Below are 24,343 nucleotides of genomic sequence, written 5' to 3'. Positions count from 1 at the left end.
CTCACCGATGCGCAGCTCCCCGGCCCGCGCGAGGGGCCGCCTCGATTGGATTCGACCGACGGGCGACAGCGTCGCGCAAGGCATTCAGCAAGGCGATCACCGCGGCATGCTTCATCTTCCAGGAGGCCTTGTTGACCACCAGGCGCGAGCTGATGTCGGCGATGTGCTCGAGCGGAACAAGTCCGTTCGCCTTCAACGTATTCCCGCTCTCAACCAGGTCCACGATGCGGTCGGCCAGGCCGACCAAAGGGGCCAACTCCATCGACCCATAGAGCTTAATGATTTCCACCTGCTGACCCTTAGAGGCAAAATGCCGCTCCGCGCTCTTGACGTACTTCGTCGCGACCCGCAAGCGTCGCGTTTCAGGCGTGCCGACGTCAGGTAACCCGGCGACCATCATCCGGCAGCGCGCAATACCGAGGTCCAAGGGCTCGTAGAGCCCCTCGCCGCCATGCTCCAGCAAGACGTCCTTGCCCGAGACACCCAGATCCGCCGCACCGTACTGGACATAGGTCGGCACGTCGCTCGCTCGGATGATGAGGAAACGCACGCGCGGATCGTTGGTCTCCAGGATCAGCTTGCGGCTGGTCTCGGGATCCTCGATTGCATGGATGCCCGCATGCGCCAGCAAAGGCAGGGTCTCATCGAAGATTCGGCCCTTGGACAGGGCCATCGTCAGCGGCATGGCCAGACTCATGGTGTCGTCGTCAGGCTCCCGCTTCGTCCGGGGATCCGGCGGATCCCCGCACCGAGCGCAGCGAGCTTCTCCTCGATGCTGTCATAACCCCGGTCGAGGTGATAGACCCGGTCGACGAGGGTGTCACCCGACGCGGCCAGCCCTGCCAGCACCAGACCCGCCGACGCCCGCAGATCGGTCGCCATGACGGGCGCCGCGGTCAGGCGCTCCACGCCCCGGCAAATGGCGACATTCCCTTCGATTCGAATGTCCGCACCCATGCGCTGAAGCTCCGGGACATGCATGAAACGGTTCTCGAAGATGGTCTCGGTCAGGGTACCGACACCCTCGGCGATGCAGTTCAAGGCGCAGAACTGCGCCTGCATGTCGGTTGGGAAGGCAGGATAGGGCGCAGTGTGGATGTCGACGGCGCGCGGGCGCCGCCCCTGCATGTCGAGTGTGATCGAATTCGCGTCGACGTCGATCTCGGCACCGGCTTCACGCAATTTGTGGATCACCGCATCCAGGCAATCCGCACGGGTCTGCCGAACCGTCACCCGGCCGCCAGTCATGGCCGCCGCGACCAGGAAAGTCCCCGTCTCGATGCGATCTGGCATCACCCGATAGCTGGCGCCCCCCAGACCATCTACCCCCTGCACGTGGATACGGTCGGTTCCGGCACCTTCGATTCGCGCACCCAGGGCGCTCAGAAAGTCGGCGAGGTCGACCACCTCCGGCTCACGGGCCGCGTTCTCGATGAGGGTCTCGCCCTCGGCAAGGGTGGCGGCCATCAGCAGGTTCTCGGTACCCGTGACCGACACCGTGTCCATCACCAAGCGCGCACCCCGCAGGCGCTGTGCACGCGCACGAATGTAGCCTGCCTCAACCCCGATCTCAGCCCCCATGGCGCGCAATCCCTGAATGTGGAGGTTGACCGGACGGGCGCCGATCGCACAGCCACCGGGCAGCGACACGTCGGCCCGCCCATAGCGCGCCAGCAAGGGGCCAAGCACCAGAATCGACGCCCGCATCGTCTTGACCAGCTCATAGGGTGCCGCGAAGCTCTTCAGGGGGCGGGGTTGCACCTCCACCCCCATATCGTCCTGGAGGGTCAGACAGGCGCCCATCCGGCCGAGCAGCTCCAGGGTCGTCGTGATGTCCCGCAGATGCGGGATGTTGCCCAGTGTCACGGGTGCATCGGCCAAAAGCGTGGCGGCCAGGATCGGCAAGGCCGCGTTCTTCGAGCCGGACGCAGGCACCTGGCCGCGCAAGGCGGCACCACCTGTGATGAGAAGTTTGTCCATGCGACCCTAAGTTGGATGTCCCGGTGTGATTGGTTGGCTCAGACGCGCCAGTGGCTCGGTCGAACCCCAGCCAGGACGACGGCCGGGGCACGTCGGGGGCAGCTCCCTTCGCCTATCAGCCTGTCGGCAAAAGTGAGTCGAGGTTGGAAACAGCGGCGATGCGCACCAGGGACTCCGGCAGGTTCCGATAGCTGAGGCGTGCCCCGCTGGCGCGCGCCAAATCCATCCACTCCAGCAGCAGCGCGAGCCCGGCGCTATTCGCGGACTCGACCCCGCCAAGGTCGATGTCGACGGAGGCCTCGCGCCTGAGCAGCTCACGACCGCTGGCTGCAAGGCGGCTCACGGTGCCGAAATTCAGCGCCCCCTCCAGACGAAAGCGCCCTTCACCCAGCTGCGTCAAACGCCCATCCGTCATTCATGACCCCGGGCGTTCATGTCGCCGAGCTTCGCGATCAAACCGTCCAACCCGCTTTGACGGATCTCGTTGGTGAAGCTCGTGCGGTAGTTTCCGACCAGACTGGCATTGTTGATGACGACGTCGTAGACCTTCCAGGCGCCGCTGCTGTTATGCATCCGATAGTCCACCGGGATGGGGGCCGAGCCCGGTGCGTAGATTTCGGTGGAAACGGTGACTGTCGAGGGGCGGCTGCCGGGCTTGACCGGCAGATACCGGATCTCTTCTCCCGAATAGCTCAAGATGGAACGGGCGTAGGTGCGAATCAGGACCTGCTTGAAGCCATCGACCAGGGCGCGTTGCTGGGCGGGGGTCGCAGCGCGCCACGACTGACCGACGGCCCCCTGGGTGATGCGCTCGAAATCGAAGTGCGGGGCGACCCCGCTCTCGATCATCCCGAAGATCAGCGATGGATCTCGATCGACCTCGGCGCGGCGCGCCTCGAGGGTCGCCAGCATCCGCTCCGTGGTCCGCTTGACCAGCGCCGTCGCGTCGTCGGCACTGGCCGAGGCCGCGCCGTGCGGGACCAACCCGATCAGGGCCAGCAGCAAAAGAAGGTGTCGTGGCATCCGCATTAGTCGCCTCCCGCCTTGCTGAACAGAAACTGTCCGATCATCTGCTCGAGAATCAGTGCCGACTGGGTGTGAGGGATCTCATCACCGTCGCGAAGAAACTCCGGGCTTCCGCCCGGCTCGAGGCCAATGTACTGCTCACCTAGCAACCCGGCCGTGAAGACGTTGGCAAAGGTGTCGTCCGGGATCCTGTCCATTGCCGAGTCGATGCGCAGCGTCACCACGGCCTCATAGGTGTCTTTGTCGAAGCTCACGCCCTCGACCCGTCCCACACGCACGCCCGCCATGGTGACCGGCGACCGCGCCTTGAGGCTGCCGACATTGGAGAAGCGTGCGGTCAGACGATACCCATCGCCGGTCACGGCCGCGCTCAGGTTACTGACCTGCATCGCCAGGAAGAACAGGGCAACGAAGCCCACCGCCATGAAGAAGCCGACCAGGATCTCGATGCCGCGTTGTCGTCCCATGGGCTCAGTCTCCAAACATCAATGCGGTCAGGATGAAATCGAGCCCGAGCACCGCTAGAGCGGCGTGGACCACGGAGCGGGTCGTCGCCCGACTCACTCCTTCCGATGTGGGGACGGCGTCGTGGCCCTGGAACAGCGCGATCCAGGTCACCACGAGACCGAACACCAGGCTCTTGATGACCCCGTTGACGATGTCCTCGTGAAAATCGACCTTTGCCTGCATCTGACTCCAGAAGGATCCGGAGTCGACCCCCAAGAGCCCGACACCCACGAAATATCCGCCGAGCACGCCGACGGCGCTGAACATGGCCGCGAGCAACGGCATTGCAACCAGGCCCCCGAAGAACCGCGGTGTCAGGATCCGTCGGACCGGATCGACCGCCATCATCTCCAGACCGGACAGTTGCTCGGTCGCTTTCATGAGCCCGATCTCGGCGGTCAGCGCGGAGCCCGCACGTCCGGCGACGAGCAGGGCGGTGACCACGGGGCCGAGCTCGCGCACCAACGAGGTGGCCACCATCACACCGAGGCTTTCCGCGGCGCCGAACTGGGCGAGCACGTAATGGCCTTGCAGACCCAGCACCATACCGACGAACAGCCCCGAGACCCCGATGATCAGCACGGAGAGGACGCCGATATTGAAGACCTGTGCCGTGAGCAACCCGGGGCGTCGAATGATCTCACCAGCACCCAACAGCATCGCGGCGAGCAGGAGATGCGCGCGGCCAAGCCGCTCGAGTGCGCCGAGCCCGCTTCGACCCAGCCGTGCCAGGCCCTCGAGGAGCATCAGGCAACACCCCGAGCCAGTAGATCATCGGCCAGACGCGGCGCCGGGTAATGGAAGTGTACGGGTCCGTCCGGGAGGCCGTCGATAAACTGGCGCACCCAGGGCGAGCGATCCGCCGCGATCTGCGCCGGCGTCCCATGGGCGATCACCTCGCCGTGAGAGATCACGTAGATCTGGTCGGCGATCGTGGCGGTCTCGGCGACGTCGTGAGAGACCACGACGCTGGTCAGACCCGCGGCGTCATTGAGCTGTCGGATCAGGGTCACCAGCATGCCCATCGAGATCGGGTCCTGTCCCGAGAAGGGCTCGTCGTAGAGGACGATGGCCGGATCGAGCGCGATCGCACGGGCGAGTGCGACGCGCCGCGCCATCCCGCCCGACAGCTCATTGGGCATGAGGTCACGCGCGCCGCGCAGACCGACCGCCTCGAGCTTGATCAGGACCAGCTTGCGGAGCATGGAGGAACTGAGGTCGGTGTGCTCGCGCAGCGGATAGGCGACATTGTCGAAGACGTTCAGGTCGGTCAGGAGGGCACTGCTTTGAAACAGCATCCCCATGCGCCGACGGAGTCGGAAGAGGGCAGACTTGCCGAGAAGATGGACGGGCTCGCCGTCGATCTCGATGCTCCCCGCATCCGGACGAAGCTGGCCGGTGATCAATTTGAGTAAGGTCGTCTTACCCGTCCCGCTCGGCCCCATCACGGCGGTGACCGTGCCGCGTCGGATATCCAAGTCCACCCGGTCAAAGACCAGGTTCGTGCCGCGTCGGAAGCACAGGCCCCGGACCTTGACCATGACTTCGCCTTGGGTGTCGGGACGGGCTGGTCGCAGGGCGATGGGCGCTGCTGCGGGATCGTTGGGAACGGCCACGGGCGGCTGGGATCTCGTCAGGGGAGGAGCGGGGCGGCGCGCGGCTCACTGGCATCGAGTTGCCATGTCGGTCTGCCACCGGCAGCCCGCTTCCAAAGACGCGGATTGTCGCGGGCTCGCGTGGGAGCGTCAAGCCAGGCCGAGCAATTGCACCAGCGACTGCCATCGGCACACCTCCTCGATCCGCGCCCGCCCCATGAGCGCAAGCGTCGGCCGGCCGGCCGCAGCGGCAGCAAGTCCGTCGAGCCACCTCCGCGCCGCCCGCAGATCCCGATCGAGCCCCCCAGGAACCTCGCAGGCCACGCCTCGTGCGCTCGAGGCGGCGACTGCGGACAAGGAGCCAGCCCACTCGTAGGAGGGCTCGAGCGGACCAGCGCCCCCAGTGGCGTCGGCACCCACAACCCATCCGCCGAAGCGGTCGCCGAGCCATGCCGGGGCTGACTCCCGGGCCGAGGCGTGGATCCCCGCGTCGCCAACCCGCAGGTAGAATCTGAACTGAGGACTGACGTCCAGGCGCCAGTGCCTCAGTGCCTCCGGAGCGGCGCGACCCCACCCGCTCGTCTCGATCAGGACCCCCATGAGCTGATTGGCGAAATAGGTCAATCGCCACTCCCGGGGCAGGCCATCCGGATAGAATGACCCGTCTGCCGGGCCCGGGTCCCAACCCGTTCTGACGGGCAGGATGCGAGTGCGCATCGATGTTGGCTCCGGGTTGGCCGATTGGGGCCTGGGTGCCCCGTTCGCGGGCTCGTTGTGGAGGACACCGGGGCTCGGCCTGGTGTATGTTGCTTTGCGCCGTTTCAAGTGGGTGAGATGGTGGGGGCTAAAGGATCATCGAGTAAGCATGACAGATCGACGCCGGCACGCCACACGGGACGTCGGGCTCGCGGCCAAGGATCCCGACAAGATCAAGACGCTTGGCCGCGCCGTCATCGACACCGAGGCCGCGGCAGTGAGCGCCCTGGCCGAACGAATCGACGACGCCTTTGTTGCCGCCTGCCGTTACCTGCTGGGTTGCGAGGGCCGTATCGTGGTCCTGGGAATGGGCAAGTCGGGACACATCGGCGGGAAGATCGCGGCGACGCTGGCAAGTACCGGCAGCCCGGCCTTCTTCGTCCACCCCGGCGAGGCGAGCCATGGCGATCTCGGCATGATCACGCCCCGGGATGTCGTGCTGGCCCTGTCCAACTCGGGCGAGACCGCCGAGCTGCTCATGCTCTTGCCCCTGCTCAGACGGCTCGGCGTGCCCTTGATCAGCCTGACCGGGAGGCCCAGCTCGACCTTGGCACGCGAGGCGGACGTGCACATCGATGTCAGTGTCGCAAGCGAGGCCTGTCCGCTTGGCCTCGCCCCCACCGCGAGCACCACGGCGACGCTGGCGATGGGCGATGCGCTCGCGATCGCCCTGTTGGAGAGCCGCGGCTTCACCGCGGAGGACTTCGCCCGCTCACACCCGGCCGGAAGCCTCGGGCGGCGGTTGTTGCTGCATGTCGGAGAGATCATGCACCGCGGCGAACGACTGCCGCTGGTCCCTCTGGGTACGACACTGCGCGCCACCCTGGAGGAGATGTCAGGCAAGGGACTGGGCATGAGCGCCGTGGTCGATGCCGAGGGCCGGCTGGCAGGCATCTTCACCGACGGAGACCTGCGCCGGGCGCTGGATCGCGGGATCGACGTCCATCGCACCGCAATCGATACCGTGCTGACCCGCGACTGCATCACCATCGACGCCGAGGCGCTGGCTGCCGAGGCGCTGCGGCTGATGGAATCGAAGTCGATCAACGGGCTGCTGGTCGTCGACGAGGCCAGGCGCCCGATCGGCGCACTGAACATGCACGATCTGCTGCGGGCAGGCGTGCTGTGATGAGCGCCGCGCCCCCGCTCCGGCCGACGTGGCTCGCCGTGTGCCTTCGCGACCAGGCCAGGCGCCCCGCCGCCTCGGGGCTCAGAGCAAGGCAGCAGACAATGCAGGGTTTAGAGCCGCATAGGGTGCGACCAGCGTCGCCCATTCGTCCAGTGCTCGCCGCCGAGAGGAACGACCCGATGCAAGACATCCTCGACCGTGCCGCCCGGATTCGCCTGGTGATCTTCGATGTCGACGGCGTGCTGACCGACGGCAGTCTCTACCTCGGCGACGACGGCCAGGAGTACAAGGCCTTCAACTCGCGTGACGGTCACGGCATGGTGATGCTCCAGGAGAGCGGGGTCCGGATCGCCGTCATCACGGGCCGAACCTCGCAGGTGGTGCGCATTCGCATGGAGAGCCTCGGTATCGCGCATACCTTCCAGGGCTGCCGGGACAAGCTGCCGGCCTACGAGGTCCTGAAGCGAAACCTCGCGCTCGAGGACGCGGCGATCGCCTATGTCGGCGACGATGTGGTCGATTTGCCGGTCATGCGCCGGGTCGGCCTGGCGATCGCGGTCGCCGATGCCCACCACCTGGTGCAGGGACACGCTCACCTCTGTACCCGGCTGCCGGGAGGACGCGGCGCGGCCCGCGAGGTGTGCGAGCTGATCATGGAGGCGCAGGGCACCTTGGCAGGGATGTTGGCCCACGAACGATGAGCACGCGCACGAGCGCCGGCACCCCGCTCGGGACGTCTCGCCAATGGCTGCTCGGGCTATTCTTCATCGCATCCGGGCTACTCGCCTTGTGGCAGCTGCGCCCCGCCCCGGAGTCGCCAATCGACCAGATCGAGCGCGCCCGACTCCCGGACTATGTGGTCTCGCGCTTCTCGGCGGTCGAGACCGATGCCGCGGGGAGGCCGAATCGACGGCTGGTCGCGGACGAGCTGCGCCAATATGTCGACGAGGATGTCTCCGAATTGGATCAGCCGCGCATGACGCTCTATCAGGCCGAAGGGGAACCATGGCGGGCCCGCGCGGAGAATGGCCTGGTCCTCGAAGGCGGTGATGAGGTGCGGCTCCGAGGCGCGGTGGAGCTCACGCGCGCCGGCGACGCGACCCATCGCGAGACGCATATGGCTTCGGAGCTGATTCGCATCTGGCACAAACGCACCTATGCCGAGACCGATCAGGCCGTGCGGATCAGGAGCGAGCAGGACTGGCTCACGGCCACCGGGATGCGCTTGTGGTATGACGCCCCCATGCGCGCCCAGTTCGACGGTCGCGTGCATCTCTTTCTCGCACCGCAACAGGTCGTTCAGCCATGAGCACGAAAGAGGTCAACGACCGGCGGCGCTGGCGCAGCGTCCTGGCGGCGACCCTGGTCGTCGCCGTCGTGGCGATGCCCGCCGCGGCGCTCAAGGACGATGAGCAACAACCGATCTTGATCGAAGCAGACGACGTCGAGTTTCGGGAGGCGGAGAGCATCAGCATCTATGTCGGCAATGTTCAGGTCGACCAAGGGAGCATGCGCCTCCTCGGCGATCATGTGACCGTCTACCATCGCGACGATCGCCGGCCGCGCTTCATCATCGCGCTTGGCTCGCCGGCGAGCTTCAAGCAGCTCCTGGATAACGACGAGGGGGAGATCCGGGCGTTCGCCAAGCGCATGGAGTATGACGCTGACAAGGATGAGCTGACGCTGATCGAGGATGCCCTGCTGATCCAAGGGGCGGACCGCCTGACCGGTGAGCGGATCGTCTACGATCGCGCGCGCGCACATTTCCGGGCCGGCGGCAAGGGGCGGGTCAAGATCATCATTACCCCTGAGGATCAATGAAGGGCCAGCTCGGCGACACTGCCGTCGGCGTGCTCCAGGCCGAGCACCTGCGAAAGAGCTATCGCGGGCGCCAGGTGTTGCGCGATGTCAGCGTCAGCGTCGGCGCCGGGGAGGTGGTCGGACTGCTGGGGCCGAATGGAGCCGGCAAGACCACCTGTTTCTACCTGATCGTGGGGCTCATTCCAGCGGACAAGGGCCGCATCACGCTGAGCGGTCGCGACGTCACCCTGATGCCGATGCACGCCCGCGCGCGTTCCGGTCTGAGCTACCTCGCGCAAGAGCCGTCGGTGTTCCGTAAGCTCACGGCGCGTGAAAACATCCTGGCAATCCTGGAGGCACGCGGCGATCTGCCGCGCCGCGAACGGCAGCTCCGCTGCGAGCGGCTGCTCGAGGAGCTTGGAATCGCGCACGTCGGCGCATCGCTCGCGCTGAGCCTGTCGGGCGGGGAGCGCCGGCGTCTGGAGATCGCCCGTGCCCTGGCCGTGGATCCGCTGGTGATGTTGCTCGATGAGCCCTTCGCGGGGGTCGATCCCATCGCCGTGGGCGACATCAAATCCATTGTGTCCCATCTTCGCGATCGCGGGATCGGCGTGCTGATCACCGACCACAATGTCCGCGAGACGCTCGACATCTGCGATCGCGGATACATCATCAGTAACGGTACGGTGATTGCCGACGGCGTGCCGGCGGAGCTGCTCGCGAATCAACAGGTGCGCGACGTCTATCTCGGGGCGGATTTCTCGATGTAGGGCAGGCCCGGTCCGGCTCTCCGCTGCGCAATCTTGCCGGGGCCGACGATGTCCGATGCACTCCGGGACCGTGCGCAGACGGTTGACTCGCCTCCAGTCGCCGCTCCGCCCCGCCCCCCGGCGGCTGGTTGCTGCAAGGATCCGGCCGGCTGCCCAACGTCGGTTGATGGGTGTTAAGATGGGATACGTCGCAGTGCGCCCGTGCTGCCCCCGGTCGGAGATCGGCTAGAATCGATCGGGGCCGACTCGTTTCGGACACCTCGTAACCCATGCGCCATTCATGAAGCAATCGATCCAGCTTCGCCTCGGTCAACACCTGACCATGACGCCGCAGCTGCAGCAGGCGATCCGGCTGTTGCAGCTCTCCACGCTCGACCTCCAGAAAGAGATACAGGAGGCGCTGGACACCAACCTCATGCTGGAGGAGGGGGACGAGGCCGATCGCTTCGACGGACCCGACGCGGGGGAGCCTGGCACGGCAAACAGCGAGGAGCTTGATCCGGGACACGTCCCGGTGGAGCAGACCGTCGACCGCGAGGTTCACGCCGAATCCAACGAGATGCCGGACGAGCTGCCGGTCGATACCCAATGGACGGATGTCTTTGACAGCTATCTGCCGACGACTGCGCATGGCTCGGATGATGGGTCGGATTTCGACCCCTTCGCTCACCAAAGTCGGCCGCAGACCCTCCTCGACCACCTCTCCTGGCAGATCAATCTCAGCCGCATGAGCGAGCGTGACAACATGATCGCGCATGCGGTCATCGACTCGATCGACGTGGACGGTTATCTGCGGATCGACATCGATGAGCTCTTGGTGACGATTGGCCGCACCGACGTCAGCGCCGAGGAGGTCGAAGCCGTCGTCCACCGCATCCAGTCCTTCGACCCACCGGGGGTCGGGGCACGCAGCCTGCCCGAATGTCTGCTCATCCAGCTCCGCCAGCTGGCTGCCACGACGCCCTGGCGCGACACCGCGATCGCGGTCTGCACCCAGGGATTCGAGTATCTGCCCAAGAAGGATGTCGCTTCTCTGGCGCGCCAGTTAAAGGAGTCGGAGGAAACCATAGCCGGCGCACTGGCGCTCATCCGCACGCTGAATCCAAGACCCGGCGGTCTGATCGCCGCAACCCCCGCACAGTACGTCACACCGGATATTTTCGTCAGGAAACGTGACGGGCGCTGGTTGGTCGAGCTGAATCCAGAGGCAACGCCTAAACTGAGGGTGAATGCGGACTATGCGCGTCTGATCAGGCGCGCCGATCAGAGCGCGGACGGCGTGACGTTGAAGAGCCACTTGCAGGAGGCACGCTGGTTCATCAAGAGCCTTGCCAGCCGCAACGACACGGTGCTGCGGGTCGGTGCCAAAATCGTCGAGATGCAGCAGGAGTTCTTCGAGCATGGCGATGAGGCGATGAGGCCGATGGTCCTGAGAGATGTCGCAGAGGCACTGGAGCTGCATGAATCGACCGTATCCAGAGTAACGACGCAGAAGTACATGCACACGCCTCGGGGCACATTCGAGTTCAAGTATTTCTTTTCATCCCATGTCAATACAGCGTCCGGTGGCGAGTGCTCGTCGACCGCCATTCGCGCCCTGATCCGAAAGCTGATCGCGCAAGAGTCCGCGAAAAAACCCATGAGTGACAGCAGGATCGCGCAGGAGCTCGCCAACCAGGGCATCAATGTCGCGCGTCGGACAGTCGCAAAATACCGCGAGGCCATGGGGGTTCCACCCTCGAACGAGCGCAAGCGCCTGACTTGACAGGCTGTTTGAACCACAAGGAGACACAAGATGCAGATCAATCTGACGGGTCATCACATCGACGTCACGGATGCGCTGAAAGGCTATGTCGACAGTAAGTTCGAACGACTGGCACGCCACTTCGACCACGTCACCAACGCTCATGTCATCCTCAGCGTCGAAAAGCTCGCCCAGAAGGCCGAGGCCACGGTCCATGTCAACGGCAGCAAGGTCTTTGCCGATTCGGTCCACGAGGACATGTACGCTGCCATCGATGCCCTCATCGACAAGCTCGACCGCCAGGTCCTGCGCCACAAGGAGAAAAAGAACAGCCATCGCGGCGGCGGCTCTAAGGTTGCCGAGGCCGACGAATCGAAGCGCGGCTGACCTGCAGGCGTCCCCGAGACGCATCCGACACCTCGGTCGGGATCGCTGGCGTCCCCTCCGGGGTGTTTCGCACTGGAAACGGACTGGCCCCCGACACGCGGGAATGCCGCCACCGCAACGAGCTTGAGGATCTCTGGAGCCATGACCAGACACCGTTACTCGCCAAGTCGACGCGGGTGTCGACGCGAATCCCGATCACGGCAGACTGCGCCCAACAGGGGTGGGAGCCCATACCCATGCTCAGCCCCGACCTGATCAACGAAGCCAGGATCGGACATGGCCTGGAGATCTCCAGCAAGAAGCGTTTGCTCGAGACGCTCGCCGAGCTGCTTGCCAATGACCATCCGCGCTTGAGCACGGAGGCGGTTTTCGAGCGGTTGTTGGAGCGCGAACGTCTCGGCAGCACCGGACTCGGCCATGGGGTCGCCCTGCCGCACGCGCGGGTCAAGGAGGTCACTCAGGTCCTGGGGGCCTTCGTGCAGACCGTTCACGGCGTGGATTACGACGCAGCAGACGGCGAGCCCGTCGACCTTGCGTTCGCGCTCCTGGTCCCGGAGAGCGCGACCGAGGAGCACCTCCACCTGCTTGCGCATCTGGCAAGTCGTTTCAGCGAGCCCGCGACGCGCACGCGTCTGCGCGAGGCGCGTTCGTCCGCGGCCATCCTGGAGCTCTTGAAGGTCCCTTAGAGGGCCCAGAGGCCCCCGCGATGATCGAGAGCCTGCAATCCTTGATCGGCCAGACCGGGTCCCGGCTCAAGCTGCGCTGGCTCACACCCGAGCCACGCAGCCCGCGCCTCCTGCGGGGCGAGGATCCGGGAACCTCCCGGCAGTCCCTGATCGGCTCGTTGAACTGTATCCATCCCAATCGCCTGCAGGTCATCGGCCATGCCGAGCTCCTCTACCTCGCGGGACTGGGTCGAACCGCTTATGCAGAGACGATCGACAAGCTCTTCTCCGACCGACCGACCGCGGTGATCTTTTCCGACGGCATCCAACCGGAAGAGGCCTTTCAGAAGGCGGCCGAGCAGACCCACACCCCGCTGCTGGGCTCCTCGCTGAGTGACGAGGAGCTCATCAACCATCTGCGCTATTTCCTTACACATGCGTTGGCTGAGCGGAAAACGTTGCACGGGGTCTTCATCGAGGTCTTGGGCATGGGGGTGTTGTTGGTCGGAGACCCGGCCGTCGGCAAGAGCGAGCTCGCGCTGGACCTCATCGCGCGCGGCCATCGTCTGGTCGCGGATGACGCGCCGCGTTTCGCACGCATCGCCCCCGAGACCCTGGAGGGGACCTGCCCGGAGGCGCTGCGCGATTTTCTCGAGGTCCGCGGCCTGGGGATCCTCAACATCCGGGCGATGTTCGGCGAAGGTGCCGTCGTGCGAAGCAAGACCTTGAATCTGATTATCGATCTGCAGCCCCTGGACCAACGGCAGCTCGAATGCATCGATCGGCTCAGCGGCAGCCTCTCGGTACGCAACATCCTGGGGGTTGCCGTGCCCAAGATCACCATGCCGGTTGCCCCTGGTCGCAACCTGGCGATCCTGGTCGAAGCGGGTGTCAGACATCAGATCCTGCGCATCCGGGGGTATGACGCAGGCGTCGACTTCATCGACCGCCAGGCGCGTGCGATCAGCATCGATCGACCCGATCCGCCGCTATCGCCGACATGACCAGCCGCGGTTCAGACGACGAAGCGGCCGGACCACCGGATGTTGTCGGCAAGCCGATGAGACTTGTGGTCCTGAGTGGCCTCTCAGGCTCCGGCAAGAGCATCGCGCTCCATACGCTCGAGGACCTCGGGTTCTATTGCATCGACAATCTGCCACTGTTTTTGCTCAAGGATCTGGCTCTCGGCCTCCACGACGGACTGGATGAGGCATTGATGAGCACCGCGGTGGGGGTCGATGCCCGCACCAGCCCGGACGAGCTCCGCCAACTTCCCGAGCTGGTGCACGCCGCCCGGGACCGTGGCCTCAGCTGCCAGGTGCTCTTCCTCGAAGCCCACACGGACACCCTGATCAAACGCTTCAGCGAGACCCGGCGCAAGCACCCCTTGACACGCGCCGACCGCTCACTCGCGGAGGCGATTCAACTCGAGCGCCGGCTCCTCGAGCCGATCCGAAGCCGTGCGGATCTCTGCATCGACACCACCCAGACCAATGTTCACGAGCTGCGCGATCTGGTGCGCAGCCGCCTGGTCGGCAGCGGCTCCCCGTCCCCGAAGGCCTCGATTCTGCTTCAATCCTTCGGCTTCAAGCATGGCGTACCGCAAGATGTCGACTTCGTCTTCGACCTGCGCTGCCTCCCCAACCCCCACTGGCAGACCGAGCTGAAGCCGTTGACCGGACGCGACCAGCCCGTGATCGACTTTCTCGAGGCGAGCGAGGAATTTGGCCGGATGCGTGGCGATATCCAGGCGTTTTTCGATCGCTGGATCCCGCGCTTCGAGACAGATGGGCGCAGCTACCTCACGATCGCGCTGGGCTGCACAGGGGGACAGCACCGCTCGGTCCACATGACCGAATCCCTCCGGCATCACTTCGAGGCTGGCGGCCACATGGTCATGGTTCGCCATCGGGAGCTGCCGTGAGCGTCGGGGTCCTATTGATCACGCACAAGCCGCTCGGCGCCGATCTGCTGCGAATCGCGACCGAGATCCTCGGCGGACGTCCGCCCGGTATCGAGGCGATGGAGGTGAGCAACGACGTATCCCGCGAGGTGCTGATCGAGGATGCCCGGCGCCGCCTGCCGCGCTTGGACGCGGGTGACGGCGTCCTGATCTTGACCGACCTCTATGGGTCGACGCCGGCCAATGTTGCGGTCGCCCTCCTCTCGATGCATGATCGGGTGCGGGTCATCGCAGGACTGAATCTGCCGATGCTGCTGCGTGCCCTGAACTACGCGTCTCTGGAGCTGGACGCCGTCACCGAGAAGGCCCTGCAGGGTGGTCGCGACGGGGTTCTGGCCTGCCCGCGGCGGGATGACCCCGCATGATTCGCAGAGAGATCGAGATCATCAACAAACTTGGCCTGCATGCGCGCGCCGCGGCCAAGCTGGTGCAATGTGCCAGCCGTTTCAGGTGCCGGATCGAGATCGAGCGACGGGGTCAGAGCGTCAATGGCAAGAGCATCATGGGCGTGATGATGCTGGCTGCAAGTCGGGGAACACGGGTTACGGTTGAGGCCGCGGGCGAAGACGAGGAGGCCGCGATGGCGGCAATCGAGGCGCTGATCCTCGCGCGCTTCGGAGAGTCGGAATGACCACCGCCTTTCACGGGATCGGGGTCTCGACCCGTCCCTCCGTGGCGCTCGGACCGGCCTTCGTGGACGGACGAGGCCACCGCGGCGCCTCCCCCACCCTGATCACGGCCGATCAGGTCGTCGCCGAGATCGACCGGCTCGATCAGGCGGTCGTCGCGGCGCGTCAGGCATTGAGGGCCGTGCGCGATCAGATTCCCCGCCACACCCCCATCAACATCGCCGACTTCATCGACACCCACCTCCTGATGCTCGAGGACGCCGCCTTGGTGGGCGAAGTGCGGCGGATCGTCGCTGATCAGCTCTGCAACGCGGAGTGGGCGCTGCAAGTGCAGCGCGACAGCCTGGTGAGGGTCTTCGACGAGATGGACGACCCCTACCTGCGCACCCGTCGGGATGACGTCGAGCACGTCGTGCAGCAGATTCAGACCTTCCTGCGGGGCGATACACCGCCATCGGAACGATCGCTCCAGGACCTGGACGGACGCGTCGTGGTCGCGCGCGATCTGACCCCCGCGGAGGCCATCCTGTTACGTCATCGCGGCGCGGTGGCGTTCGTGACAGAGCTCGGCGGCCCAATGTCCCATACTGCGATCCTCGCCCGAAGTCTCGGGGTGCCCGCAGCGATGGGCATCCACAACATCACGCACTACCTTCGCCAGGACGAGCTCCTCCTGGTCGACGGCGAGACCGGAACCGTTCTGGCGGACGCGGACGCGCGAACCCTGGCCTATTTCCGCCGGCGGCTGCGCGCGATCGAGGCGCGGCAGCTTCGGTTGCGCAGGTTGGTCGGGCGCCCGTCGCTCACGCGCGACGGCGTTGAGATCAGCCTCCTCGCGAACCTGGAGCTGCCGGAGGATGTGGAGCTGGCGAAGGCCAACGCGGCCAGCGGCGTGGGGCTCTACCGCACTGAGTTCCTCTACATGAATCGGCAGGATCTGCCGAACGAGGAGGAGCATCTGGCCAACTACGCGGAGATACTGCAAGGGCTCGATGGCCTCCCCGTCACCATCCGGACACTCGACCTCGGGGTCGACAAGCGGGTGGATTCCGCGAGCGATCTCGGCGCCGGCGTCTCGAATCCGGCGCTGGGGCTGCGCGCGATTCGACTCTGTCTGAAAGAGCCCGATCTGTTCCGGCCGCAACTGCGGGCCATCCTACGAGCATCCGCGCTCGGTCCGGTCCGCCTGATGCTGCCGCTGGTCTCGACCGTCCAGGAAGTCGACACCGTCCTGTCCCTGATCGAGCAGATCAAGCGGCAGCTCGAGCGGGAAGGGGTCGCCTATGACCCGGCCCTACCCGTGGGGGCAATGATCGAGGTGCCGGCCGCCGCGCTGGCGGCGCGCGCCCTGGCACGTCGACTGGACTTTCTGTCCATCGGAACGAACGACCTGATCCAGTACACGCTGGCGATCGACCGCCTCGATGAAAGCGTCAATCATCTCTTCGACCCAACCCACCCGGCCATCCTGCGCCTGATCCGCATGACCATCGAAGCGGCTCGCGCCTTGAACCGTCCGGTCAGCATGTGTGGCGAGATGGCGGGCGACCCACGCTTCACGCGGCTTCTGCTGGGCGTCGGACTGCGCGAGTTCAGCATGCAGCCAGGCGCGCTGCTGGATGTGAAGGAGGTGGTCCTACAGGCCGACACACTCGAGTTGAAACGGCGATCCGCACAGCTCTTCGCCCGGCTGGACGAGATGGATCCGGGGGCCTTGATCGACGCGTTGAATGCAGCCTAGGGCCGACAGGCTCCTAGCTTCGCCAGCGTTCCAGGATCTCCATGCAGTCCCGACTCAAGGCGGCTGCTCGCTCCGGCGAGTCCGCCTCTGCATAGGCGCGCAGCTCCGGGGCGTTGCCCGATGGTCTGAGGTGTGCGATGTCGCCGCTGGCGAAGGTGATCCTGAGACCATCCGTCACATCCAGTGCGGCGACGTGGCCGAACCTGGGCCCAAAGACGGCCTCGATGGCCGCCTTGTCCCGCGGGGGATCTCCGCTATGGAGCTCGGCGAGGCGCGCCCGGGCGACTTCGGTCGGGAAATCCTTGAGGCGATCGCTGTGGGTGAATCGCCGCGGCAGGCTCGCGGCCAGGGCCGAGATCGGTCTCTTCTGCCCGACCGCGGCGCGCAGGATCGCGATCGCGACCACGACCGCATCCCGGGTCGGCAAGGCGGCGAGAGCCCGCCCCTCACGTTCGATGTCCGTGGCCAGCAGAAACCCGCCGTTGGCCTCATAGCCGACCACCTCGCTCAGCCCCCCGTCGACCAGCTGTTGCATCCCTTCGATCACGTAGGGCGAGCCGATGCGGGTGCGCAGCACGGTCTCGAACCAGCCGCAGCGCTCCAACGCTGTGTTGCTGCTCACCGGTGTCACCACCGCGCGGGCGCCAAGCTCACGGGCGCAGAGGATCCCCGCGGTATCCCCACGCATCCACCGGCCCGTCTCGTCGCCGATCAGCGGGCGGTCGCCGTCCCCATCGGCGGAGATCAAGGCATCGAAGCGGGAGGTGCGAGCCCAGTCCAAGGCCAAGGCGATGTCTTCGGGCCGGATCGCCTCGGTATCAACCGGCACGAAGACGTCCGAGTGACCCAACCGCGTCACCCTGGCACCAAGTCCCTCCAGCACATCGACATAGGCGGCACGTGCCACACTGGAGTGCTCGTAGACGGCGACACGCAGGCCGGTCAGACACCCGGGCGGGAAAAAACGGAGATAGCGATCCAAGTAATCGCGATAGGCGGTCGGATCTTCGTCGGGAAGCATCGCGGACTCATCCCGAACGAAGCTGCCGGAGCGGTCGAACAGCTCCTCCGCAATCCTCAGCGGCTGCACCCGGATCGCCTCCTCGTCCCGCTTGAGGATCTCGCCGGTCGGCAGGTTGAACTTGATACCGTTGCGGTCATCCGGAATATGGCTCCCGGTGACCATCAGGCTCGGTGCGCCGCGGGCCATCCCCCAAGCGGCGGTGGCGGGGCTGGGGATGCGCCCGAGATAGCAGGGGCGGCAGCCAACATCGCGCACCGCGCGCGCGCATGCGATCATGATCCTGGGCGTGCTGGATCGCAGATCCCCGGCGATCCCGACCTCGGCACCCGGCTCGATCATGTCGGCCTTCTGCAAATAGCCGAGGAAGGCCGTCGTGTACGCATGGCACACTTGGTCAGTCATGGCCTCGACCAACCCCCGGGCGCCACTGGTGCCGAACTGGACCCCGCTCCGCTTCATCAAGTCGCCGATCTGCATCGCCTCTCCTCGTATCAAGCCTCCAATCCGTAAGCGGCCCTCGTCGTTCGCGGGATGGCGCCGCGACCGTCACGGGTGGGTTCGGACTCCATTTCACCGATCGCGTCGGCCGCGGATGCCGACGCCGCTCGGAAGGCGCGCTGATGATGAACCGGATGGCCACGAATCAGCATCTCCCTGGTGAGCCGGGATCGGTTACGCTGGCGGAAGCGAAGCGCTAGTATAGGGCACCTGCGCCAACGGGCCGAGATGGCGGCTGTCGTTTTGCGATATCCTCAGGTGGCCCAGGCGGCCTGACCGGTATAGGATACGGGGTGTGGTTTCAAACACACCTTCCCCCGGGTCGATCTCCATCGAGCGGGCGGCGAGGGATGCGCCGAGCTTTTCCCGACGATTTCACCAATATTGAGGAGCACCATCCATGCCCGACAAGTCTCGCATGATTCCTCTCGCCTCGGCGGCAACACTCGCACTCGTGATTGGCCAGGGCGCCCTCGCCAGCCCGGCTCCGGAGACGTCCGGCGCGGCCTCAGCGCCGGCGGCGCCGGCCCAGACCGCTGCCGCGATGGCTGAGCGGGAGAAGCGCTATGAGGAGCTGCGCGCGAACGCCGCCGCGATTGGACTGAAGCTTCCGGATACGCCGCCTTGGAAGACCGCCGAGCCGGCGATGCCCGAGCCGCCCGCAATGGCCGGACCGCCTTCGATGGCCGGACCGCCTTCGATGGCTGGACCGCGCGGCATGTCGCCCGAGGACTTCGCGGCGATGCGTCAGAAACGCCAGGAGATGTTCGAGAAGATGCGCTCCATGACCCCGGAGGAGCGCCGCGCAATGCGCGACGCATACTGGGAGAAGATGCGGGCCGATGCCGCCGAGCGCGGGATCGAGATGCCCGAGACGCCGCCTTGGGCCGAGGCCGAGCAGCGCCGCAAGGAGATGGAGGAGCAGTTTGAGAAGTACCGCAAGACCATCGAGCAGATGAGCGAGGAGGAGATCGAAGCGGCCCGCGCCATGTTTGGCGGCGTACCGCCCATGCAGGCACCACCAGGTATGCCGCCGCGTGCATACGGGTACGGCCCGCAGGGAGGCTATCCCGGCATGGGGGCTCCCTCTGGCGAGCCTGGCGCGATGGGACAGGCACCCATGATGCCGCCGTACGGGGCGCCGGCGCCTGAGCAAGGGCCGCCGCAACCTCAGGGCCCCGCCGACTGAGTCCGAGCCAACCGGTCGGCTCGCGCTCGCACCCGGTGCATTCGCGCCGGGCGCGGCCCGCTGTATCGGGCCGTCCGGATCCGGCACCAATGGCCTGGGTCTGTCGAATCGGTCGGCTCGCCATTGGCGGCGAACCGGTCGGATCGACGTCATGCGGATCGGGCGGGTTCCGGCGAGGTCCCCGACACGGCCCCGAGGTCCACCTCCAGCCAGCGGTCGAGCAGCCCCTGCACGGCAGCAACCCCCTGCCGCTGAGGCGCGGAGAAGCACAGGACGTGAATCCGGCCGCTCAGGTTGGCCACCGCCCGCTCCACCGCGAGCTGAGTCGCACGAGCCGCTCCTTTCTTGAGCTTGTCAGCCTTGGTCAGCAGTAACAGGACCGGCAACCCACCGCGCAGGCCCCAATCCAACATCCGGCGATCCAGGTCGCCCAACGGGCGTCGGATGTCCATGACGATGACGAGGCCGGCCAGCGAGCGGCGCTGCTCCAGATAGGCGGCCATCTCGCGCTGCCACTGCCGCTTGACGGCCTCAGGGACCTTGGCGTACCCATATCCGGGCAGATCGACCAGACGCCGGGCGTCGTCCAGTGAAAAGAAGACGAGCTGCTGAGTGCGGCCGGGCGTCTTGCTGGTCCTGGCCAGCGCCCTCTGGTGACATACCGCATTGATGGCATTGGATTTACCGGCATTGGAACGTCCGGCAAAGGCCACCTCACGCCCGCTGTCGGAGGGTGCTTGATCGATGCGCGCCGCAGCGGTCAGAAAGCGCGCGCCTTGATACAGCGGCCTCATCGGGCTGGGATGCGAGCCGAGCTAGCTCCAACACTTGGAGCTGCAGAAATGGAGGTGGTCCCAGAGCCGTGTCGCCCAGGACGGGCTCCGGTGTCTCGGCAGGACACCCGCGGCCAGGAAGAACCGACTGTAGTCCTGATCACTCTGCAGGATATGGTCGAGCAGCCAATGCCTGAGGTGACGCATCAGGCCTGCATCGACCGACGCATCACCCGCGTCGAGCCGTCGCTGCAGATCCAGCATGCTTCGGATCAATCCCTCATGCTGGGACTTATGGTGCTCGTAGTCCGGGTAGCCGAGGATGCGCATGAGGCTCTCTTCAACCGCGAAGTGGATCTTCGTGTATTCGGCGAGCCTGTTGAGGGTCACGAGCTGCCGGTCCCGCGGCAGGTCTTGGGCGAGGGCAGCCTGCATCTCGTTGATCAGGTCGATCAGCGCCTGATGCTGGGCGTCGATCTCATCGATGCCGACGCTGAGCGCCGTCGACCACTCCACGCAGCTGTCCATCATGCCCTCCGCCGTCATCTGAGCTCTCCCGCCCCGACACCACGAGTCAGCCGAACCGAATGCGGCTTCAGCGCTCGTCTTCGAGATCGATCCGCCTACGCCAATGCCCGGATCGCCCCCCCTCTTTCTCGAGGAGGCGGACCCCCTGAATGGTCATCTCACGGTCCACGGCCTTGCACATGTCATAGACCGTCAAGAGGCTGACCTGAACCGCGCAGAGCGCCTCCATCTCGACCCCCGTGGGGCTCCGCGTCTCCACGGTCGCGCGACAATAGACGGCCGCGGGCTCGGCCCGGGGCTCGAGGTCGATGGCCACGCTGGTCAGACTGAGCGGATGGCAGAGCGGCACGAGATCACTTGTGCGTTTCGCCCCCATGATCCCGGCGATCCGCGCCACCCCGAGCACGTCGCCTTTGCAGTGCGCGCCGCCGGCGATCAACGCCAGGGTCGCGGACTGCATGCGAATGAGACCCTCGGCGACCGCGCGACGTGGGGTCACGGTCTTGTGGCCCACGTCCACCATGTGGGCCGACCCGTTCCGGTCGAAGTGTGTGAGGGCCATCGGCGTTCGGAGCATCGGGATGCGAGCAAAGGGTGGGGGTTCCGACCCGCCGGCACCCGAAGCCGTGCGACGAGGCCTGACGGGCCGGGGTGACCAACGGCATCAGACAGGCTCCTAGAACGCGGGTTTCTCCGGCGCCTCTTCGAACATCCGCACGCTGTCCATGATCTCCTGACGGGCCTCTTCGCGGCCGCCCCAGCCCTCGACACGCACCCACTTGCCCTCGTCCAAGTCCTTGTAGTGCTCGAAAAAATGCGCGATCTGATCAAGGAGATGCGTGGGCATATCGCGGAAGCTCTCGACGGAGCGATAGCCCTTGAACAGCTTATCGATCGGAAGGGCAAGGATCTTGGCATCATCGCCGGACTCATCGGTCATCTTCAGGACGCCGATCGGACGGCATTTGATGACCGATCCCGAGATCAGGGGGTAGGGCGTGATCACCACGACGTCGACCGGGTCGCCGTCGGACGACAGGGTGTTGGGCACATAGCCGTAGTTGCATGGATAGTGCATAGCGGTGGACATGAAACGGTCCACGAACATGGCGCCGGTCGTCTTGTCCATCTCGTACTTGACCGGCTCCGCGTGCGACGGGATCTCAATGATCACGTTGATCTCGTTCGGTATATTGTCGCCTCGAGGGACGCGCTTCGGGTCCATGGATCAACCTTTGTGGCTCGGGCCTGATCGCCGAGACAGCCTCGGAGCGGCGGCGTTCGGCGGGCCTCAGTGGGTTGCACGATTGTAGCCTATCGCACGGAGAGAAATCCTAACGCGCGACGCCCGAAAAGTCGCTTCCGGGGCTTAGGCCGAACGCCTGCTCGAGGTCGAGATCCCGAATCAAACCGTCGACTGCGGCCTGACCGTGCTCCCGCTGGAGCTCGGCCAGGATCAGACGCACGGCATTGCGGTGATAGCCGCCCCCGAACTGGAGCTGGGCCCGGATCAACTCGCGGGCGCGCTCCAGCATCATGTCAGATCTCGAAGGCCCCGAGCTTCTTCTCGACCGAGACGTTCTTCAGCGTCACGTACTTCGGCAGACCCTTGTCGAAGGGCGGGTAGTCCTCGCCTTGGATCAAGGGGATCAGGTAATCCTTACAGACCCGCGTGATGCCGAAACCGTCATCTGAGATGAACTCGCGCGGCATGAATTTCTCCACGTTTGCGACCTCGGAGAGAGGCGCTTCCCCGACCTCCCAGCGATAGGGATCCTGGCTGACCCGCTTGATGGTCGGCATGATGGCGTTGTGTCCCGCAAGGGCGAGCTCCACGGCGGACCGCCCCATCGCGTAGGCCTGCTCCACATCCGTCTTGGATGCCAGATGACGGGCCGCGCGCTGGAGATAGTCCGCGACCGCCCAATGGAACTTGTACCCCGTCGCCTCCTTGATCATGTTCGCGACGACGGGCGCGGCACCTCCCAACTGGGCATGACCGAACGCGTCGCGCGTCCCCTGCTCGGCGAGGAAACGGCCGTCCGGGTACTTGGCGCCCTCTGAGACCACGACGGTGCAGTAATCGTACTGCTCCACCTTCTGCCTGACCGCCGCGAGGAACCGGTCCTGGTCGAACTCGATCTCCGGAAAGAGGATCAGAACGGGGATATCCTGGTCCTCGACCAGGCCACCGGCGGCGGCGATCCAGCCGGCATGCCGTCCCATGACCTCCAGCACGAAGATCTTGGTCGAGGTCTTGGCCATGGAGCGGACATCGAACGACGCCTCGAGGGTCGAGGTTGCGATGTACTTGGCGACGGAGCCGAATCCGGGACAGTTGTCCGTGATGGGCAAATCGTTGTCCACCGTCTTGGGCACATGGACGGCCTGGACCGGGTAGCCCATGGTCTCGGAGAGTTGGGAGACCTTGTAACAGGTGTCGGCTGAGTCGCCGCCGCCGTTATAGAAGAAGTAACCGATGTCGTGCGCCTTGAAGACCTCGATCAGGCGCTCGTATTCGCGTTTGTTTGCCTCCAGGCTCTTGAGTTTGTACCTGCAGGACCCGAACGCGCCGGACGGCGTGTAACGCAGGGCTGCGATGGCCTCATCCGATTCGCGACTGGTGTCGATCAGGTCCTCGGTCAGCGCCCCGATGATGCCGTTGCGCCCGGCATAGACCTTGCCGATCCGCACCGAGTTAAGACGCGCGGCCTCGATCACGCCGCATGCCGAGGCATTGATCACCGCGGTCACGCCGCCGGATTGGGCATAGAAGGCGTTCTTGGCTGTCATGGCTGTCCCCTTGTCTCTGTTTCAGTGATTGCTCGACGCTCTCGTGGGGCGGGTCGGCAGGCAGTCAACGCCTGCGCGCAGGCAGATCGCCGCGTTCCTCGGCCGTCTAGTCGGCCTGGGCTTGGAGCAGAGCGACGGCACACTCCGCCAAATCGTCATATTCGCTGACGCCGGTCCCCATCTGCTTGTCAGGTTTGTAGAAAAACTGACACCGGTAGGCGCGTTCGCCGGTCTTGAAGATCACGAAATGACAGCCGTCATCGGCCTGCCATACCACCACCGGGCAGAGCTCTACTCGCAGTCGGAGGCATGCAGACGGATCTCGGCATCGGCGAGCTGCAGCTCCAGGTCACGACCATAGCGCTCGCGCAAGGTCGTGCGCAGGACCCATTGCTCAGTGTCTGTGATATCCGGAATGGTTGCCAAATCGAAAATACCTCGGCAGGGATAAAAACGGCCGCTGGCCCCGGTAAGATAAGGGATCGCTGACGAAAAAGCATTTCGAGCGCGGGAGGCGGACTGGAGATGCTGATTGATGGCGAATCCTAGCGGGGCATCCGGCGCCGGACGGAAAACGCTGAATACTCGCCGTTTCCCTAAAGCGGCCTCGCCAGCGGAGGCAAGTCATTGCCCATACCCAACGCACGCTTCATGAAGAGGCGCTTGACCGGCCCGATCCGGTCGGTCAGGGTCAGTCCCACGCTTCGCAGCGCGGCGACCGGCGCCGCCTCATTGCTGAACGTCCTCTTGATCAGGTCCATGGCGGCGAGCATGGCGAGGTTGTCTCCCCGACGCGCCCGCTCGTAGTGCCTCAGCGCCCAGAGGCCGGCGATGTCCCGTCCACGA

Annotated in this window: 31 protein-coding genes and 1 pseudogene; 14 read left to right on the top strand and 18 right to left on the bottom strand. The window is 65.4% G+C overall.

The window, feature by feature from the left end; genetic code table 11:
* Nucleotide 1 precedes the first annotated feature (1 nt).
* The 8 genes from hisG to LJE61_RS00485 all read right to left on the bottom strand — a co-directional run bounded on the left by hisG (nucleotide 2) and on the right by LJE61_RS00485 (nucleotide 5,825).
* The gene (gene hisG, locus LJE61_RS00520; RefSeq protein WP_296910138.1) at nucleotides 2–697 is read right to left on the bottom strand and encodes an ATP phosphoribosyltransferase; all 696 of its coding nucleotides are present in this window, start codon (nucleotides 695–697) and stop codon (nucleotides 2–4) included.
* Nucleotides 694–1,980, bottom strand: a complete 1,287-nt coding sequence (gene murA / locus LJE61_RS00515; protein WP_296910136.1) for a UDP-N-acetylglucosamine 1-carboxyvinyltransferase — start codon at nucleotides 1,978–1,980, stop codon at nucleotides 694–696. The genes hisG and murA overlap by 4 nt, the downstream gene beginning before the upstream one ends.
* Before the next feature lie 115 nt (nucleotides 1,981–2,095).
* Nucleotides 2,096–2,380, bottom strand: a complete 285-nt coding sequence (locus LJE61_RS00510; RefSeq protein WP_363306213.1) for an STAS domain-containing protein — start codon at nucleotides 2,378–2,380, stop codon at nucleotides 2,096–2,098.
* An 11-nt stretch (nucleotides 2,381–2,391) separates the two neighbouring features.
* Nucleotides 2,392–3,009, bottom strand: a complete 618-nt coding sequence (locus LJE61_RS00505; RefSeq protein ID WP_296910134.1) for an MlaC/ttg2D family ABC transporter substrate-binding protein — start codon at nucleotides 3,007–3,009, stop codon at nucleotides 2,392–2,394.
* Nucleotides 3,009–3,473, bottom strand: a complete 465-nt coding sequence (gene mlaD, locus LJE61_RS00500) for an outer membrane lipid asymmetry maintenance protein MlaD (RefSeq protein WP_296910133.1) — start codon at nucleotides 3,471–3,473, stop codon at nucleotides 3,009–3,011. Before mlaD ends, LJE61_RS00505 begins: the two co-directional genes overlap by 1 nt.
* 4 nt (nucleotides 3,474–3,477) lie before the next feature.
* Nucleotides 3,478–4,260 (bottom strand): lipid asymmetry maintenance ABC transporter permease subunit MlaE, encoded by a 783-nt coding sequence (gene mlaE, locus LJE61_RS00495; protein ID WP_296910132.1) that lies wholly within the window; start codon nucleotides 4,258–4,260, stop codon nucleotides 3,478–3,480.
* A complete protein-coding gene (locus LJE61_RS00490; RefSeq protein ID WP_296910161.1) occupies nucleotides 4,260–5,054 on the bottom strand; it encodes an ABC transporter ATP-binding protein in 795 nt (264 codons plus the stop codon). The genes mlaE and LJE61_RS00490 overlap by 1 nt, the downstream gene beginning before the upstream one ends.
* Before the next feature lie 204 nt (nucleotides 5,055–5,258).
* Nucleotides 5,259–5,825, bottom strand: coding sequence for a DUF72 domain-containing protein (locus LJE61_RS00485; protein WP_296910131.1), 567 nt, complete (start codon nucleotides 5,823–5,825; stop codon nucleotides 5,259–5,261).
* 148 nt (nucleotides 5,826–5,973) lie between these two features.
* On the opposite strand from LJE61_RS00485, the gene LJE61_RS00480 reads away from it, so the two are divergent.
* The 13 genes from LJE61_RS00480 to ptsP all read left to right on the top strand — a co-directional run bounded on the left by LJE61_RS00480 (nucleotide 5,974) and on the right by ptsP (nucleotide 16,692).
* Entirely contained in the window at nucleotides 5,974–6,993 is a 1,020-nt protein-coding gene (locus tag LJE61_RS00480) for a KpsF/GutQ family sugar-phosphate isomerase (protein ID WP_296910129.1), read from the top strand.
* 179 nt (nucleotides 6,994–7,172) lie between these two features.
* Nucleotides 7,173–7,694, top strand: coding sequence for a 3-deoxy-manno-octulosonate-8-phosphatase KdsC (kdsC, locus tag LJE61_RS00475; RefSeq protein WP_296910128.1), 522 nt, complete (start codon nucleotides 7,173–7,175; stop codon nucleotides 7,692–7,694).
* Nucleotides 7,691–8,302 (top strand): LPS export ABC transporter periplasmic protein LptC, encoded by a 612-nt coding sequence (gene lptC, locus LJE61_RS00470; protein ID WP_296910127.1) that lies wholly within the window; start codon nucleotides 7,691–7,693, stop codon nucleotides 8,300–8,302. The genes kdsC and lptC overlap by 4 nt, the downstream gene beginning before the upstream one ends.
* Nucleotides 8,299–8,814, top strand: a complete 516-nt coding sequence (gene lptA / locus LJE61_RS00465) for a lipopolysaccharide transport periplasmic protein LptA (RefSeq protein WP_296910126.1) — start codon at nucleotides 8,299–8,301, stop codon at nucleotides 8,812–8,814. The genes lptC and lptA overlap by 4 nt, the downstream gene beginning before the upstream one ends.
* Complete coding sequence (lptB, locus tag LJE61_RS00460; RefSeq protein ID WP_296910125.1) at nucleotides 8,811–9,563, top strand: LPS export ABC transporter ATP-binding protein; 753 nt, start codon at nucleotides 8,811–8,813, stop codon at nucleotides 9,561–9,563. The genes lptA and lptB overlap by 4 nt, the downstream gene beginning before the upstream one ends.
* A gap of 280 nt (nucleotides 9,564–9,843) precedes the next feature.
* Nucleotides 9,844–11,328 carry an RNA polymerase factor sigma-54 gene (locus LJE61_RS00455; RefSeq protein ID WP_296910123.1) on the top strand — a complete coding sequence of 495 codons (1,485 nt, stop codon included), beginning with the start codon at nucleotides 9,844–9,846 and terminating at the stop codon, nucleotides 11,326–11,328.
* Nucleotides 11,329–11,358: 30 nt separating this feature from the next.
* Entirely contained in the window at nucleotides 11,359–11,694 is a 336-nt protein-coding gene (gene hpf / locus LJE61_RS00450) for a ribosome hibernation-promoting factor, HPF/YfiA family (RefSeq protein WP_296910122.1), read from the top strand.
* Nucleotides 11,695–11,930: 236 nt separating this feature from the next.
* Complete coding sequence (locus LJE61_RS00445) at nucleotides 11,931–12,380, top strand: PTS sugar transporter subunit IIA (RefSeq protein ID WP_296910160.1); 450 nt, start codon at nucleotides 11,931–11,933, stop codon at nucleotides 12,378–12,380.
* Nucleotides 12,381–12,400: 20 nt separating this feature from the next.
* A complete protein-coding gene (gene hprK / locus LJE61_RS00440; protein ID WP_296910121.1) occupies nucleotides 12,401–13,363 on the top strand; it encodes an HPr(Ser) kinase/phosphatase in 963 nt (320 codons plus the stop codon).
* Between the two features lie 56 nt (nucleotides 13,364–13,419).
* On the top strand, nucleotides 13,420–14,283 hold the full coding sequence (rapZ, locus tag LJE61_RS00435; RefSeq protein WP_296910120.1) for an RNase adapter RapZ: 864 nt from the start codon (nucleotides 13,420–13,422) through the stop codon (nucleotides 14,281–14,283).
* Nucleotides 14,280–14,687 (top strand): PTS sugar transporter subunit IIA, encoded by a 408-nt coding sequence (locus LJE61_RS00430; RefSeq protein WP_296910119.1) that lies wholly within the window; start codon nucleotides 14,280–14,282, stop codon nucleotides 14,685–14,687. Before rapZ ends, LJE61_RS00430 begins: the two co-directional genes overlap by 4 nt.
* Nucleotides 14,684–14,953, top strand: a complete 270-nt coding sequence (locus LJE61_RS00425; RefSeq protein WP_296910118.1) for an HPr family phosphocarrier protein — start codon at nucleotides 14,684–14,686, stop codon at nucleotides 14,951–14,953. The genes LJE61_RS00430 and LJE61_RS00425 overlap by 4 nt, the downstream gene beginning before the upstream one ends.
* Entirely contained in the window at nucleotides 14,950–16,692 is a 1,743-nt protein-coding gene (gene ptsP / locus LJE61_RS00420) for a phosphoenolpyruvate--protein phosphotransferase (RefSeq protein ID WP_296910117.1), read from the top strand. Before LJE61_RS00425 ends, ptsP begins: the two co-directional genes overlap by 4 nt.
* Nucleotides 16,693–16,705: 13 nt before the next feature.
* Here the strand turns inward: ptsP and LJE61_RS00415 are convergent, their stop codons facing one another.
* Nucleotides 16,706–18,193 (bottom strand): phosphomannomutase, encoded by a 1,488-nt coding sequence (locus LJE61_RS00415; protein ID WP_296910116.1) that lies wholly within the window; start codon nucleotides 18,191–18,193, stop codon nucleotides 16,706–16,708.
* A gap of 421 nt (nucleotides 18,194–18,614) precedes the next feature.
* Between LJE61_RS00415 and LJE61_RS00410 the strand changes: the two genes are divergently transcribed.
* On the top strand, nucleotides 18,615–19,403 hold the full coding sequence (locus LJE61_RS00410) for a hypothetical protein (RefSeq protein WP_296917075.1): 789 nt from the start codon (nucleotides 18,615–18,617) through the stop codon (nucleotides 19,401–19,403).
* Nucleotides 19,404–19,552: 149 nt separating this feature from the next.
* Here LJE61_RS00410 and yihA read toward each other — a convergent pair whose 3' ends face one another.
* The 9 genes and pseudogenes from yihA to LJE61_RS00365 form a co-directional block, all read right to left on the bottom strand.
* Nucleotides 19,553–20,197, bottom strand: a complete 645-nt coding sequence (yihA, locus tag LJE61_RS00405; RefSeq protein WP_296910114.1) for a ribosome biogenesis GTP-binding protein YihA/YsxC — start codon at nucleotides 20,195–20,197, stop codon at nucleotides 19,553–19,555.
* A 21-nt stretch (nucleotides 20,198–20,218) separates the two neighbouring features.
* Nucleotides 20,219–20,722, bottom strand: coding sequence for a bacteriohemerythrin (locus tag LJE61_RS00400; RefSeq protein ID WP_296910113.1), 504 nt, complete (start codon nucleotides 20,720–20,722; stop codon nucleotides 20,219–20,221).
* Between the two features lie 49 nt (nucleotides 20,723–20,771).
* Nucleotides 20,772–21,266 (bottom strand): cyclic pyranopterin monophosphate synthase MoaC, encoded by a 495-nt coding sequence (moaC, locus tag LJE61_RS00395; RefSeq protein WP_296910112.1) that lies wholly within the window; start codon nucleotides 21,264–21,266, stop codon nucleotides 20,772–20,774.
* A 114-nt stretch (nucleotides 21,267–21,380) separates the two neighbouring features.
* Entirely contained in the window at nucleotides 21,381–21,929 is a 549-nt protein-coding gene (gene ppa / locus LJE61_RS00390; protein ID WP_296910111.1) for an inorganic diphosphatase, read from the bottom strand.
* A gap of 109 nt (nucleotides 21,930–22,038) precedes the next feature.
* Nucleotides 22,039–22,242, bottom strand: a complete 204-nt coding sequence (locus LJE61_RS00385) for a hypothetical protein (RefSeq protein WP_296910110.1) — start codon at nucleotides 22,240–22,242, stop codon at nucleotides 22,039–22,041.
* Nucleotide 22,243: 1 nt separating this feature from the next.
* Entirely contained in the window at nucleotides 22,244–23,497 is a 1,254-nt protein-coding gene (locus tag LJE61_RS00380) for a 6-phosphofructokinase (RefSeq protein WP_296910109.1), read from the bottom strand.
* 106 nt (nucleotides 23,498–23,603) lie between these two features.
* Complete coding sequence (locus LJE61_RS00375) at nucleotides 23,604–23,777, bottom strand: hypothetical protein (RefSeq protein WP_296917073.1); 174 nt, start codon at nucleotides 23,775–23,777, stop codon at nucleotides 23,604–23,606.
* Between the two features lie 11 nt (nucleotides 23,778–23,788).
* Nucleotides 23,789–23,923 (bottom strand): hypothetical protein, encoded by a 135-nt coding sequence (locus LJE61_RS00370; RefSeq protein ID WP_296917071.1) that lies wholly within the window; start codon nucleotides 23,921–23,923, stop codon nucleotides 23,789–23,791.
* A gap of 170 nt (nucleotides 23,924–24,093) precedes the next feature.
* Nucleotides 24,094–24,343, bottom strand: a pseudogene (locus LJE61_RS00365) (2-octaprenyl-3-methyl-6-methoxy-1,4-benzoquinol hydroxylase); the annotation flags it as partial.

Source organism: Thiocapsa sp. (assembly GCF_022340925.1).
Lineage (GTDB): Bacteria > Pseudomonadota > Gammaproteobacteria > Chromatiales > Chromatiaceae > Thiocapsa.
The sequence above is the reverse complement of the archived record's forward strand: the minus strand, read 5'-3'. Positions and strand labels throughout refer to the sequence as shown.

Coding starts and splice junctions, on each gene's coding strand:
- murA (WP_296910136.1), bottom strand. CDS start 1,980: ATGGACAAACTTCTCATCACAGGTGGTGCCGCCTTGCGCGGCCAGGTG.
- mlaD (WP_296910133.1), bottom strand. CDS start 3,473: ATGGGACGACAACGCGGCATCGAGATCCTGGTCGGCTTCTTCATGGCG.
- yihA (WP_296910114.1), bottom strand. CDS start 20,197: ATGAGGCCGCTGTATCAAGGCGCGCGCTTTCTGACCGCTGCGGCGCGC.
- ppa (WP_296910111.1), bottom strand. CDS start 21,929: ATGGACCCGAAGCGCGTCCCTCGAGGCGACAATATACCGAACGAGATC.
- lptC (WP_296910127.1), top strand. CDS start 7,691: ATGAGCACGCGCACGAGCGCCGGCACCCCGCTCGGGACGTCTCGCCAA.
- lptA (WP_296910126.1), top strand. CDS start 8,299: ATGAGCACGAAAGAGGTCAACGACCGGCGGCGCTGGCGCAGCGTCCTG.
- LJE61_RS00505 (WP_296910134.1), bottom strand. CDS start 3,009: ATGCGGATGCCACGACACCTTCTTTTGCTGCTGGCCCTGATCGGGTTG.
- hpf (WP_296910122.1), top strand. CDS start 11,359: ATGCAGATCAATCTGACGGGTCATCACATCGACGTCACGGATGCGCTG.
- ptsP (WP_296910117.1), top strand. CDS start 14,950: ATGACCACCGCCTTTCACGGGATCGGGGTCTCGACCCGTCCCTCCGTG.
- LJE61_RS00400 (WP_296910113.1), bottom strand. CDS start 20,722: ATGACGGCGGAGGGCATGATGGACAGCTGCGTGGAGTGGTCGACGGCG.
- hprK (WP_296910121.1), top strand. CDS start 12,401: ATGATCGAGAGCCTGCAATCCTTGATCGGCCAGACCGGGTCCCGGCTC.
- mlaE (WP_296910132.1), bottom strand. CDS start 4,260: ATGCTCCTCGAGGGCCTGGCACGGCTGGGTCGAAGCGGGCTCGGCGCA.
- moaC (WP_296910112.1), bottom strand. CDS start 21,266: ATGGCCCTCACACACTTCGACCGGAACGGGTCGGCCCACATGGTGGAC.
- LJE61_RS00380 (WP_296910109.1), bottom strand. CDS start 23,497: ATGACAGCCAAGAACGCCTTCTATGCCCAATCCGGCGGCGTGACCGCG.
- hisG (WP_296910138.1), bottom strand. CDS start 697: ATGAGTCTGGCCATGCCGCTGACGATGGCCCTGTCCAAGGGCCGAATC.
- LJE61_RS00445 (WP_296910160.1), top strand. CDS start 11,931: ATGCTCAGCCCCGACCTGATCAACGAAGCCAGGATCGGACATGGCCTG.
- LJE61_RS00425 (WP_296910118.1), top strand. CDS start 14,684: ATGATTCGCAGAGAGATCGAGATCATCAACAAACTTGGCCTGCATGCG.
- LJE61_RS00455 (WP_296910123.1), top strand. CDS start 9,844: ATGAAGCAATCGATCCAGCTTCGCCTCGGTCAACACCTGACCATGACG.
- LJE61_RS00485 (WP_296910131.1), bottom strand. CDS start 5,825: ATGCGCACTCGCATCCTGCCCGTCAGAACGGGTTGGGACCCGGGCCCG.
- LJE61_RS00385 (WP_296910110.1), bottom strand. CDS start 22,242: ATGATGCTGGAGCGCGCCCGCGAGTTGATCCGGGCCCAGCTCCAGTTC.
- LJE61_RS00415 (WP_296910116.1), bottom strand. CDS start 18,193: ATGCAGATCGGCGACTTGATGAAGCGGAGCGGGGTCCAGTTCGGCACC.
- LJE61_RS00480 (WP_296910129.1), top strand. CDS start 5,974: ATGACAGATCGACGCCGGCACGCCACACGGGACGTCGGGCTCGCGGCC.
- LJE61_RS00410 (WP_296917075.1), top strand. CDS start 18,615: ATGCCCGACAAGTCTCGCATGATTCCTCTCGCCTCGGCGGCAACACTC.
- rapZ (WP_296910120.1), top strand. CDS start 13,420: ATGAGACTTGTGGTCCTGAGTGGCCTCTCAGGCTCCGGCAAGAGCATC.
- lptB (WP_296910125.1), top strand. CDS start 8,811: ATGAAGGGCCAGCTCGGCGACACTGCCGTCGGCGTGCTCCAGGCCGAG.
- kdsC (WP_296910128.1), top strand. CDS start 7,173: ATGCAAGACATCCTCGACCGTGCCGCCCGGATTCGCCTGGTGATCTTC.
- LJE61_RS00490 (WP_296910161.1), bottom strand. CDS start 5,054: ATGGTCAAGGTCCGGGGCCTGTGCTTCCGACGCGGCACGAACCTGGTC.